The 13334-nt window shown below is 35.5% G+C and carries 14 protein-coding genes; all 14 read right to left on the reverse strand.

All coding sequences use genetic code 11. The features are described 5' to 3' along the window. Positions 1–14 precede the first annotated feature (14 nt). Entirely contained in the window at positions 15–1004 is a 990-nt protein-coding gene (locus AACW75_RS23540) for an EpsG family protein (protein WP_237297555.1), read from the reverse strand. Next, positions 1004–2062 carry a glycosyltransferase family 4 protein gene (locus AACW75_RS23545; protein WP_102571984.1) on the reverse strand — a complete coding sequence of 353 codons (1059 nt, stop codon included), beginning with the start codon at positions 2060–2062 and terminating at the stop codon, positions 1004–1006. The genes AACW75_RS23540 and AACW75_RS23545 overlap by 1 nt, the downstream gene beginning before the upstream one ends. A gap of 1 nt (position 2063) precedes the next feature. Then, positions 2064–2990 carry a glycosyltransferase gene (locus tag AACW75_RS23550; protein WP_102571985.1) on the reverse strand — a complete coding sequence of 309 codons (927 nt, stop codon included), beginning with the start codon at positions 2988–2990 and terminating at the stop codon, positions 2064–2066. A gap of 200 nt (positions 2991–3190) precedes the next feature. Further along, positions 3191–4111 carry a WavQ gene (locus AACW75_RS23555; RefSeq protein ID WP_145570112.1) on the reverse strand — a complete coding sequence of 307 codons (921 nt, stop codon included), beginning with the start codon at positions 4109–4111 and terminating at the stop codon, positions 3191–3193. Then, on the reverse strand, positions 4112–5623 hold the full coding sequence (locus AACW75_RS23560; protein ID WP_102571987.1) for a lipopolysaccharide biosynthesis protein: 1512 nt from the start codon (positions 5621–5623) through the stop codon (positions 4112–4114). Positions 5624–5626: 3 nt separating this feature from the next. Continuing rightward, positions 5627–6757 carry a dTDP-4-amino-4,6-dideoxygalactose transaminase gene (rffA, locus tag AACW75_RS23565; protein ID WP_186437182.1) on the reverse strand — a complete coding sequence of 377 codons (1131 nt, stop codon included), beginning with the start codon at positions 6755–6757 and terminating at the stop codon, positions 5627–5629. Positions 6758–6782: 25 nt separating this feature from the next. Then, positions 6783–8138, reverse strand: a complete 1356-nt coding sequence (locus AACW75_RS23570; RefSeq protein ID WP_237297556.1) for an ANL family adenylate-forming protein — start codon at positions 8136–8138, stop codon at positions 6783–6785. After that, positions 8138–8839: an SDR family NAD(P)-dependent oxidoreductase gene (locus tag AACW75_RS23575; RefSeq protein WP_102571990.1), complete on the reverse strand. Its 702-nt coding sequence runs from the start codon at positions 8837–8839 to the stop codon at positions 8138–8140. The genes AACW75_RS23570 and AACW75_RS23575 overlap by 1 nt, the downstream gene beginning before the upstream one ends. A 10-nt stretch (positions 8840–8849) precedes the next feature. After that, positions 8850–9137 (reverse strand): hypothetical protein, encoded by a 288-nt coding sequence (locus AACW75_RS23580; RefSeq protein ID WP_102571991.1) that lies wholly within the window; start codon positions 9135–9137, stop codon positions 8850–8852. Then, the gene (locus AACW75_RS23585) at positions 9130–9861 is read right to left on the reverse strand and encodes a hypothetical protein (protein WP_102571992.1); all 732 of its coding nucleotides are present in this window, start codon (positions 9859–9861) and stop codon (positions 9130–9132) included. Before AACW75_RS23585 ends, AACW75_RS23580 begins: the two co-directional genes overlap by 8 nt. A 41-nt stretch (positions 9862–9902) precedes the next feature. Continuing rightward, positions 9903–10448 carry a dTDP-4-dehydrorhamnose 3,5-epimerase gene (gene rfbC / locus AACW75_RS23590; protein ID WP_102571993.1) on the reverse strand — a complete coding sequence of 182 codons (546 nt, stop codon included), beginning with the start codon at positions 10446–10448 and terminating at the stop codon, positions 9903–9905. 4 nt (positions 10449–10452) lie between these two features. Then, positions 10453–11334, reverse strand: coding sequence for a dTDP-4-dehydrorhamnose reductase (rfbD, locus tag AACW75_RS23595; RefSeq protein WP_237297557.1), 882 nt, complete (start codon positions 11332–11334; stop codon positions 10453–10455). Next, on the reverse strand, positions 11334–12221 hold the full coding sequence (rfbA, locus tag AACW75_RS23600) for a glucose-1-phosphate thymidylyltransferase RfbA (RefSeq protein WP_145570110.1): 888 nt from the start codon (positions 12219–12221) through the stop codon (positions 11334–11336). The genes rfbD and rfbA overlap by 1 nt, the downstream gene beginning before the upstream one ends. Beyond that, complete coding sequence (gene rffG / locus AACW75_RS23605; protein WP_237297558.1) at positions 12221–13315, reverse strand: dTDP-glucose 4,6-dehydratase; 1095 nt, start codon at positions 13313–13315, stop codon at positions 12221–12223. Before rffG ends, rfbA begins: the two co-directional genes overlap by 1 nt. Positions 13316–13334: the final 19 nt, after the last annotated feature.

A 13334-nucleotide genomic window follows, 5' to 3' on the forward strand; every position in this document is an offset into this window, starting at 1 on the left:
ATATGCTCAAAAGATCAATATACTGCCCATAAGTCAAGCAGGTATGCTCGACGAATTAGAGGTATTGATAGAAATAGTAATGAAGAAAACCAAACTAAAGGAACAAATCTTTTATAGTTTTCGATATTCACCCTAATATTTAATAAAATCACTAATTGTATAAAAGCAAAAAACTCGAGTATACGACCAGATAAAATAGCACTAGGGAAAGAGAAAAAACCAAATAATACCAAACCATAAGAAACAGTTAACAACCTTTTCCCTATGTTATCAAAAATAAAGTACCTAGAGAAAAAAACCAATAGCAATGAAGATAGAACATAGAACGCGCTATACAGTATAGACAGCGTTGATGTGCTTGGTCCAAAATAATAATCCCTATATTCCGGAAACATCTTCATTGTCATGATCACAACGACAGGAACTGATATCATAAATATACAGGCCGTGCCTAAATATCCAAAAAATTTCAATGCTTTTGTAAATAATTTTGTTGAAAATAAAATTGGTATTAATAGTGACTTATGAGAGGCGAAAGAAAAAACCAAAATAAAAATTTTACTTATTTTGCCAATTACTAATCTTTGTTCTCCAATCCTCATATACCAAACAAAAAATGAAATACCTAATAGTGAGCGTATTGCAGCAAAATCCAACCCAGGAGCAAGTAGAAAGAAATACAATAAAACGAATAGCAATGCACTTACTGGATTTTTAGGAAGAATAACAAATTTAACAACAGTGCTAACTAGTATTATATAAAAAAACACTAAGAAGTAATTGCTAGACTCTTGAGGATTAACCAAGTAAACAAATAATCCAAATGAATAATCCTTTGCAGCCAATAACATTTCAACAAGATTTTCTTTATCTACAACTCTTTCAATCATCAAAAGATAGTTATTATAATCCGGACCGTTAGTCGCTATAGAAGCATAATAAGAGAACAAAATAACTAAAGGTAACATAACAATTAAGTAAATAAATCTTAAACTAACTTTCATCAAATTTCTTCTAAACTGCTTTCAAACATTTCACTAGTAACACTCAAACTGAAAAGTTGTTCAACTTTTTTCTTTCCATTGATACCAAAGTTACTTCGAGTAGCTTCATTGGATACCAAGAAATGAATTTTTTCATACCATTCATCTTCAGAACTCGCTAAAAACCCAACATTTTCATCAACAATGAACTTGTTAACACCAATGGGTGAAGCAACTACTGGCTTACCTAGTGCTAAATATTGAATCAACTTATAGCCACACTTTCCTTTTTCCCAAATGCTATCATTCAATGGCATTACACCGACATCTATTCTAGATAAAGACTCAACTTCAGTATCCTCGGTCCATTCGACAATCTCAATATCAAGGATATCTGATTCTATATGCGATGCACCAATCGCAAGTAGTTTTATATCAAATTTTTTAGATATCAATTCCAATGTAGGGATCAGGTTAACCAAGTATTTTGTTGTCGAAGGAGATCCGATCCAACCAATAACAACACTACTCTTATAGGTCGATCTAGGTACTTCAACGTCGCTATATCGATTAAAATCAACAACTGTTGGTAAATACTTGACTGTAGTAGCCCCCTTAGAAGTCATGTACTTACCAAGGTAATCGTTACCGACATGAATCATCTTTGAATGCTTAACTAAATAATCTAGTTTATTAGAAAGAATAGCCTTTTTTAATTTTGAACCAGTATCATAGTTGTGAAATATAGCATCATCATAATCAATTATATATGAGCTATTGATTAAAGGTGCTAACATTTCGAAAGATGATGGAAGGTATGGAAAGCATTCTTTTTCTATGACTACAACATCGAATTTATATAGCCTAAGTATATTAATTAACCTTCGAAAATAAAACCGAAGCAGAGAGCACTTTGATATCTTGTTACCTGAGTATAGGGATTTCAAATAATTAGAATCGAAGAATGGATAGACCTTAACAGAATGCCCTTTTTTTTCCAAAAAAGGAATGTATTGATAGCTACGTAGCCTGCTACTTGCTCCAAGATCTGAATATTTAGTAAGAAATGCAATTTTCATTTTATTTACTCAAGATAACCGAACAGATAATCGCTAATTTTTTATGAATTGGATAAGGATAATTCAACATCAAAAACTTCACAAGTTTAAGCTTGGTAGGTTTTAACAATAAACTACTATCAAAATAGGGGGCAAGGTTGAAGTTGGTGTCTAGCTCTCTTAATTGAGCAAAAATTTCCTGTAATTGTTTTTCTGCTAAAGCTATATTGCTTGTTAAACTTCGATTAAATAGTGATTTCAAGAGCGAACTTTTATGTGCTCCTAGTGTATTATTCCCATGTTGTCTATATAACATCGTACTCTGATTAATAAATCCAACCTCTCCTGTCAGTAATGAGACACTCAACAACCACCAATCATGCATAATTGCAGATTTTGGAATAGGTAAAGCTTTTTCCAGTAGTGCTCGATTGAACGCCATAGAACATCCTGGATATATATTTCTTACCAATAAATTACTATGCTTTTGATATTTGCCATGTGTCGTACCTCTAAAAGACTGGAATGAATCATTGATAACAGTGAGATTTGAATCTACAACTTCGACATCTGTGGCGACAAGGCATGGGGTTTTATCGGTTGATGAATTCTCTAAAGAGATCAATCGTTCAACGGATACTTCTATCTTATCTTCCTTCCAAACATCATCTTGATCACAAGTCATAATATACATTGCATTGCTTAATGATAATGCGTATGTAAAGTTTTCTTTTGCTCCATGAGAACCTGAGTCATTTACATTATAACTGACTTTGTCGTAGCTAATAATTTTTCTATAAATATCACTATCAAGCTCTGGTGAATCATTCACAATGATAATGCTATTGATGTAGTTATAGTATGTTTGATTAACCAGTGAATCAAGTTGTTCAAGTAAATAGTGATTTGGTCGGTAAATAGCTAAAACCACATCAACTGAATTTTTCATTAAAGTACCCTTTACTTTATCTTTAAGATGTTAACATTGAGTTCGGATTACTATTGAAATTTTTATAATAAAATTTACTACTCTATAAGTGTTTTATTATTCTAAGTTCGAGAGTAATTGATTGTTATAGCTATAAAAATAACTTTATATCTAATCGTATTCATTGCACCTAACATCTTAAACTTTAATCATCAGAAGGTTCAAAGATTAAAATATTCTATAGACTCTTGAACGAAGCCCTTTACATTATCAATTGAACGTCGGTGTTCTAAATCAACATGCTCAAGAACCTTAGGCCTCGTTTCATTAGCCCAAGTAAGTTCTTCTTCAGAAGTTCCATAAGCAATACCATATCGATCAGACTCTAACGGATACCATTGTTCCTTAGTTACATTTTCATCAGGTACAACTATAGATTCACACCCACAAAGATTCGCAAATATTGAATAAGCGGTATAATCATCATAGCTTATAAATTTTTTACTACGCTTAAATACCTCTGCAATCTTGTGATGCTCCATACCATCGATACATATAGCATTACTATCATGAATTTTAGATTTATGGCCTCCTTTTCGAACCATATAACAAACCCCTGCACGTTCCGTGTCACATAAATCATTATTGTATATATCAGTTGGATAATGAATAACTTTAAGTTCCGATGTTGATAACTTTGACTTATAAAGCTCAAAGTTTTTAATTGCCGAATTGAACTTGTAATATAATTCACCAGGACTGTAGTTCACTTCATTTGTGAAATGACCAGGTTGGTGTAAAAACCAACGTACGACATTTTTAGCATTAAGTGGATTTCCTGATGTAATTTCTGGATAAACTATAATACTATCTAACAAGTCATCCTTACTTATAACTCGTCGTATAGGTGTTTCAAAGTTTTCATTATTTTTGTAAGAAAAACCCTCCTTTTTTAGAAAAAGATAAATTTTAAAATTACGTAGTAATGTTTTAATACTTCCGACTTGAAACCTTTCAAAGACTCGAGGCACTAAAAATGCTTCATGTTTTGTCTCTGTATTTATTATATGTACAAGCTTGTGTAAAACGACACAACCTCCAGAATTAGCATTATAAGAAGGTGCATATATATAAAACTTCATCTAATTATAACTCCTATACTTAATCGTGGTTTTTGATATGCAATTAGTCATTACTAAATATGACAAAGCAACCGATACCATACCTAAAACTACAGGTATAAATAAAGTAGATGCTGACCATTTAACTAATAAAGAGCTTAACGCGCTAACGATAATAATTGATATTATTGCAGAGATAACGCCACTCATTAATAACAATTTCAATGCACCATAAAAGAACTTTCTAATATTATATGAAGACCAAACCATGAAAATAAATATGTTAATCAACATAAATAACTTAGAACTCCCAAGGCCAAGAAACTCACTTGCGATATATATATTAAGGGGAATTATTACCATACTAGCTAAAGTGTAGAACCTTGTGTGTGATTTTAAGTCGCCACTAGCATATAACAGGATAAAACTAATTTCAGATAAGGCTACAAAATAACTACCAACGAGAAGGTAAGGGAAATAATTCATGACTTGATCAGCCACTTTTGGGTCACCGGTCCAAACCTCAATAACTACATGACCAAATACTATTAAAAATATTACCAATGGTGTTAATATTGTAGTCAGACTAATTATCGTGCTTCTAAGTAGAGTTGACATTTCCTTATGATTTTTTTCGCTAAAAAAGTGTGTAAACCTAGGCCTAACGGTCTGAACCATTGTACTGCTAAAAATCGATAATACTGCAATCAAACTAATAGCTATAGCATAAAAAGCATACTCGGATAATGGCATATATTTGGTTAAGACTAATTTATCGCTCTGATTAACTACAACCCAAAGCATAGAAAGAATAGAAAGTCTAAACCCAAATCTAAGTACTTTATTTAACGATGTCTCTATAATACCGTCATTATTTGAAGGTAATGACTCAAGTGTCTTCAATTTTTTATCAGTCAAATTCCAAGTGCAAAGCATTACAAAAAATAAAACCCCCAACACCGCAAATAATTGAAAGTTAAAATAATAAGTAATATCACCATCAAATTTCAACAAACAAAAAACGATCAGAGGTCCATTAATTGTTGCATAAACCATATCAATAATAGCGAGTAATTTATGACTTTCATATGATAACAATATACTTCTAAAAGGCCCTTGTAAAAACCTAGCAGCTGTAATAAAAAACATTAATGTGGCACTATATGACAATAATGAAGGCTCTAGTGTCGAATTAAACCATTTATCAGCATACCGACCTGATATTTCAAACCCTAGAACCGCAACTATCAAAGCAACTATAACAAAAAACAAAAGTACAACTTTTGCCTTTTTTACAAATTCAAAAAATGAAAAATAATTTTTTTGAGTAATTATTGACTGACGGGTCAATGTACCACTTACACCAGCGTCTAAAACTTGAATACAGGTTTGTAATACTACAAACGATCCAATCAATCCATATTGTTCACTGCCTAAGTGTTCTAATAATATTGGTAATAGAGCAATGCTTAATATTACTGTGTATATTTTCCCACCAAGTATAAAAAAATTATTGATATGTATTTTTTTCATTAGTTATGCCATTGCTTTTCTAATCGCTGCTTTCACCTTGGTTAACTCTTCATCAGTCATATTATAAAAAATTGGGATTCTTACCAATTTTTCACTCTCACTTGTTGTGTTTATATCTTCACCATGAAATAAGCCTAATTTTTTACCCGCTGGAGAGCTGTGTAATGGTATATAATGAAATACACACAATACATCTTCACTTGCCATTGATTTGATAAAATTTTGTCTTTCTTCTATACAAGAAAGTTTAATATAAAACATGTGCGCGTTATGCTCACATTCAGTAGGGACATATGGAATTGTGAATTCTTTGTTTTCAAATTCAGTAGAAAATAACTCAAAATAGCTATCCCATAACAATCGGCGTTTTTCATTTATCTGGCCAGCTTGTTCTAACTGCGCGTACAAATATGCAGCTTGTATCTCACTAGGTAACATGCTGCTTCCGATATCAACCCAGGTATATTTATCTACCATACCTCTAAAAAATTGACTACGATTCGTACCTTTTTCTCTTAAGACCTCTGCGCGTGCTTTATAGCACTCGTCATTAATTAAAAGAACGCCACCCTCACCACCTGAAGTATAGTTTTTTGTTTCGTGAAAGCTATAAGTACCTAGATGTCCTATTGTACCTAGAGCTTTTCCTTTGTATGTCGCCATCATACCTTGAGCTGCATCTTCGATAACGACTAGATTATGCTTTGATGCAATAGCCATTATTGCATCCATTTCACAAGCAACACCTGCATAGTGTACTGGAACAATCGCTTTCGTTTTATTCGTTATTGCTGCTTCAATTTTGGTTTCGTCAATGTTCATAGTATCAGTTCGAATATCAACAAACACAATTTTAGCCCCACGAAGCACAAATGCATTAGCTGTGCTTACAAAAGTATAACTCGGTACAATAACTTCATCACCAGGTTCAATACCAATAAGAATTGCTGCAAGTTCTAACGAATGCGTGCATGACGGTGTAAGAAGTGCTTTTAATGTGCCGGTATTTTTTTCAAACCAAGATTCACATTTCTTGGCATATGGACCATCACCGCTTAACTTAGCTTTAACAATTGCGTCACTGATATAAGTTACTTCATTACCCGTAACTGCTGGTCTATTGAATGGTAGCATTTCTATTTATTACCTTATTTAAAAACTAGATATTGTACTTATTGATTCTATTTTTCTTAAATCGCTCACTGACACCAGTATCCGAATTAAAGTTAATTTTTGTTGGCACCTTATAAGTCTCTAGTTTCTCTCGACAATATTTACGAATTTGTTTTTTTAGCTCTTTTATATCAGTATTTTCCGCTGGTGTTATATTTGTTACAACAGTTTGCCCCGTGATTGCACTGGCAGCAGCATAAACAACGCAATCTTCTACGGCTTCAATCTCCAACAATACCGATTCAACTTCGCTTGGTAAAACCTTCTCTCCACCAACATTAATAACTTCTTTGGCTCTACCTTTTATTCTCAAATATCCATCTTCTGATTCTTCTACCAAATCACCAGTCTTAAACCATCCATCATCTGAAAAACTATCCATATTATGGTTTAAGTACCCTAATATTTGGGTTCGACTGCGCAACCAGAGTTCGTTATTAACAATTTTGTATTCTTGATTAGGGTCATCAAACTTAATTTCTAAACTGCTTGAGGAACGGCTAGAAGTTTGGGCGATGCCGGTTTCACTCGTTCCGAACGTCTGTAATAATTTCACTCGTGGCCATGTGGATTTCAAACGTAGCAATAAGCTTTCAGGCATCGCTTCCGTTCCATATGTAACCATTCGCAAAGACTTAAGTTCATATTGTTGGTGTACATTTGCAATTAGCATCATATTTAAGAACGTTGGTGAAGCAGGCAGAAGATTAACTTTTTCTCGCTCGATCAACATAGCTACATGCTCAGGCTCCCTCTTTTGAGGGATCACAATTTTTGCACCCATTGATAAAGAACTAAGTAGCGTATTCAAACCACCAATGTGGTCAAACATCAAAAAAACCATAATAGATAGAGTCTTAGGTCGTTTTTCAATATATGAATCCAACAATATATCCAAATTATGAATCATCGCTTTTGGCTCTCCAGTACTCCCGCTACTAAAAAGAACCAGTCCAGACTGTTGACGATCCATAAGATCCGAAATTAATTGATGTCGACAATGATCGCCTAATTCCAACGTCTCAATAACACAAGTTGGTGATTTTCTTAAATTGATAATGACATCTGGTTTGATTACGGAAATACGTTTATCTATCTCTTCATTATTTTCACTTACTATTGGAACAATTGTGCATTTTTTCTTAACTAAAGCAAAAAATAATGAAATAGCATCGAATGAATAATCACCAACTATGCAAACTACTTGATTGTCACCAACATCTACTAATATCTTTTCGAATTTTTCAATATTTCGAATGAGTTCAATATAAGTGTATTTACCAGAGTTGAAGCTAAGTGCTATAGATTCAGAATAATCTGAAATTTTCTCCAAATATTTCACTATTTAAATACTCCACCTAAATATATCACCTGCCCTGTAATAAACTCGCTTCTTGGAGATATAAAAAAGTCGACAATATTAACAACATCATCTTCTCTTCCAAGTCGTTTAATAGCTTGACTCGCAATCAGATCATCAATCTTTTGTTTCGGTACAGCCTTTATCAAATCTGTTGGCACTGGAGTTGGCCCTACAGCATTAACGCGAATACCATAAGGTGCTAATTCTTTGGCTGATATTCTAGTTAATGATTCTACTGCTGCCTTGCTTGCAGCGTAGATAGCTTCGCCTCCCAGATCTAATGGAACAGCAACTGTTGAATAATTAACAATAGACCCTGATTTTTGCTTCATCATTAATTTTGAAATTTCTCGAGAAAACAAAAAAGTACCGTAAACATTCGTCGCCATTACATCTTTAACACTACTCAAAGGCGTTGTGATGAAGTGATTCATTGCAGCCATACCTGCATTATTAACTAGTACATCAATGGTTAAATGCTGTTTTCTTATACTTCTAACCATGGATACAACAGCTTTTTCATCTGTCACATCTAGTTCAAAATGATGATAATTTTCGTGTTCAATACTACTTTTTTGACGGCTACAACCTATCACCTTATGGCCAAGCGCTAGATAATACTCAGCTAAAAACTTACCTAAACCTTTTCTAGAACCTGTAATAACGATATTTAACGGCATAATAAAGTCTCTACTCTTCGATTAATTGCGCAATATACTTTGCTAGTGTTTCAACACTCCGAAATGGCGATGTAACTTGACTCATAGCTTTTTCATTGGCTAAAGTTACGTCAACTTCAAATTCGTCGCTAATTTTCTCTTCAAGCTCAGTGATCAAAAACACGATACCAACGCTATCTAAAACACCACTAGCACCAAACAGTTTAGTTTTAGTATGAGCTTCAATTAAAGCTGAGTTATCTTCATCTTCACCAATCTCTGATAGCGTTGATAGAACTAAGTCAATATATTTATCCATTATTTTTCACCATTTGGTAATCTATTAAAAAATCAGTTAATTGGAAGTCGTAGTGCTGATATAGCTTAACTACACCAGAGTTTGAAAGTGACACCCTTGCTGTAACGACATTTACGCCTGAATTTTGCAATTCAATTAATACTTGCTGCCATAATGTCAGCGCATGGATTCCTTCTCCATTCAGAACTCCACCTAATAATAAATTTGCTTTCTTATTTTCGCGAGAGAAAAACATATAGCCTAATAATTTACTTTTCCCTTCCTCATTCAATATTAATAAAAGACAGGGAGTATTATTCGATATGAGGTCGACAACCCAATTTTTCATTCTTAAATTGGCTAACTTTCCCGTAATGAAGGGGCTTTCATGAAAGCGAGAATAAGAGTACATTTTATCCGCACTTTCTATTATTTCTTGTTGATAATCACTAGTAATAGAATTTAGATAAATATTTGTTAGAGGCTTAGATACTAAATTACGCTTCTGTAACTTGGTTAGCTTAGCCAGTGCAGATATTTCAGTACCAACAAAACCTTGTTCTGATAAAAGAGTACGAACTTTACTATTAACACCAACCCGGCCGTAAATAAAATCATAAGTATTTTTAACTTGCTGAATATGACAGTCTAGCTCTGTTGAGTCTTCATCAAAATTTATAATTTCACAACACGACAAACCAAAAACCCTAGAGTCCCAAGGTGCCTCTCTATAAAACGTATTCATAAGTTCCTCTCGAACAATTCTATATTGATTAATTGTTATGTTTATAGGCTCGTATTAATCGAGAATACTTTTCCGTTTATATCTTTTTTAGATAGCTCAGGTTCACACAATAAAGGCCAATCAATGGAGAGAGAACTATCCCCCCAAAAAATGGAGACCTCAGCCTCAGGGTTATAGAAATCGGTACACTTATAGACAAACTCAGCCTCATCACTAGTCACATAAAAACCATGAGCAAATCCCTCAGGAACCCATAATTGACGCTTATTATCAGCTGAAAGATACTCCCCTACCCATTGACCAAATGTTGGGGAGTTTTTACGAATATCCACTGCAACATCAAATACTTCACCGGAAACAACTCTTACCAACTTCCCTTGAGTATTCTCTGTTTGGTAATGTAAACCACGTAAGATTCCTTTCTTAGACTTAGAATGATTATCTTGCACGAACTGTGTCGGTTTACCTGTTACTAATTCTTCAAATTTCTTTTGATTCCAGGTTTCCATGAAAAAACCACGTTCATCACCAAATACACTTGGCTCTATAATTTTAACATCAGGGATACGGGTATCTATCACTTTCATTATCTTATCCTGCGTATGCTTCAATATTGCCCAATGCTGCTTTCCAATCACTCGCTTTAACCGAGAAAGTTTGGGTGATTCTTTCCGTACTGAGTCGAGAGTTACTTGGGCGCTTTGCGGGTGTAGGGTATTCTTCGGTGGTAATACTGATTAAGCTAGGTTTTTTTACCAGTACCCCTTGCTCAACGGCCACATCAAAAATCGCATTAGCAAAGTCAAACCAACTGACGTGTGGCAAACCCGAGTAATGGTAAACACCGTACTCAACTGCATCACTTTGGGTAATGCGCTTCGCGATTTGAATCAATGTACTCGCAATATCACCTGCGTATGTAGGTCCACCAAACTGGTCTCCGACAATGCTTAATGCGTCTCGATTTTCACCTAAGCGGAGCATGGTCTTAACAAAGTTATTGCCGTTCTCACCAAAAACCCAAGCGGTACGAAGGATAACGTGCTTTTCACACGCTTGTGCAACAGCTTTTTCACCAGCGAGCTTACTTTCGCCGTAAACACCTTGAGGGTTTGTCTGGTCACTTTCTGCATACTCACCCACTTTATTACCTTCAAAGACGTAATCAGTGGAAATATGCAGTATTGCAGCACCAACATTTTGCGCCGCTTGTGCTAGATATTTAGGGCCGTCACGATTAATCGCATAAGAAAGTTCAACCTCCTCTTCAGCTTTATCAACCGCAGTATGTGCCGCAGCATTAATAATGATGGTAGGCTTGAAATCATCAACAATAGCATTCACTGAGTCTTGATTGGTGATGTCTAGCTGGTCTCGGTCTAAAGCAAGCACAGTTGTGCTTTCTTTATCCGCCAATTGTTGAGTCAGGCAGTGACCTACTTGACCGTAACAACCTGTAATTAATACTCGCATCAATTGATTGCCTTTTTTTGACTCTCATTAACTAAACGAGTCAAGTATTGACCGTATTCATTCTTCATCATTGGTTTGGCAAGAGCTAACACTTGCTCGTCACTTAACCAACCATTACGCCATGAAATCTCTTCTAAACAAGCGACTTTCAAACCCTGAACATTCTCAATCGTTTGAACAAAAGAAGACGCTTCATGCAGGCTTTCATGCGTGCCAGTATCTAACCACGCAAAACCACGGCCCAGTAACTCTACATTCAAAGAACCATCATTTAGATACATTTCATTTAGCGTCGTAATTTCTAACTCACCACGATGAGAAGGCTTTACTTTCTTCGCCATCTCAACCACTCGGTTATCGTAGAAATACAACCCCGTTACTGCATAATTTGATTTTGGCGATTCCGGTTTTTCTTCAATCGAAACAGCTTTCATCTCTTCATCAAATTCGACCACACCAAAACGTTCAGGATCTTTAACTTGATAACCAAATACGGTTGCACCAGACTCGCGAGATGCGGCATTTTTCAACGTTTGAGAGAAAGATTGTCCATAAAAAATGTTATCGCCCAACACCAAGCACACACTGTCATCACCAATGAACTCTTCACCGATAATAAAGGCTTGGGCTAAGCCATCAGGACTGGGTTGAATGGCATACTCGATATTAATACCAAAGTAAGAGCCGTCACCTAATAAACGTTTAAAACCCGCGTTATCTTCAGGCGTAGTAATGATTAAAATGTCTTTAATGCCCGCAAGCATTAAGGTCGAAATCGGATAAAACACCATTGGCTTATCGTAGATAGGCAACAGTTGTTTAGAGACACCACGAGTCAAAGGATATAAACGCGTACCGGAACCACCAGCAAGAACAATACCTTTCATTATTTAGTACCCTTCTCAGTTATAACTGACTCAGAAGACACACCCAAGCGCTGACCGGCATAGGAACCGTCTAATACGCGAGACCACCATTGTTTGTTATTTAAGTACCATTCAACAGTTTTTCGGATACCAGACTCGAACGTTTCTTCTGGCTTCCAACCCAACTCGCGCTCAATTTTTGACGCATCAATCGCGTAACGAACATCGTGCCCGGGGCGGTCAGTCACATAAGTGATAAGATCAAGGTACTGCTTCACACCTTCTGGCTTAGTAGGAACGAGCTCTTCAAGTAATGAACAAATGGTTTTTACGACATCAATGTTCGCTTTTTCATTGTGACCACCAATGTTGTAGGTTTCACCGATATCACCTTCCGTTACCACTTTGTACAACGCGCGCGCATGGTCTTCTACAAACAGCCAATCTCGAATTTGCATGCCATTACCGTAAACAGGCAAAGCCTTACCGTCTAAAGCATTCAAAATCATCAGTGGAATAAGCTTTTCAGGGAAATGGTAAGGACCGTAGTTGTTTGAACAATTGGTGACTACCGTTGGCAAACCATAGGTACGTAGCCATGATCGAACTAGATGGTCAGAAGACGCTTTTGATGCCGAATATGGGCTTGATGGCTCGTATGATGTTGTCTCAGTAAACAAATCATCCGTACCTTCTAAATCACCATAAACTTCATCGGTTGAGATATGGTGAAAACGGAATGCTTGTTTTTTATCATCAGACAATGTATTCCAATAAGTTCGAGTCGCTTCAAGTAAAGTGTACGTGCCTACAATATTGGTTTCGATAAATGCTGCGGGGCCATCGATAGAGCGGTCAACATGAGATTCTGCCGCGAGATGCATTACCGCGTCCGGTTGATGCTCAGAGAAAACACGATCAAGCTCAGTACGATCACAAATATCAACAGCTTCAAACGCGTAACGTTCATTTGAATCCACTTCAATAAGAGACTCTAAATTACCCGCGTAAGTTAGCTTATCAACATTGACAACGCTGTCAGAGGTATTAGTAATAATATGACGAATGACCGCAGAGCCGATAAAACCGGCACCGCCGGTTACTAAAATTTTCATAACGTTTGTTAGTTCCTGC

Origin of the sequence: Vibrio sp. L3-7 (assembly GCF_963898195.1) — a bacterium.
GTDB classification, from domain to species: Bacteria; Pseudomonadota; Gammaproteobacteria; order Enterobacterales; family Vibrionaceae; genus Vibrio; species Vibrio echinoideorum.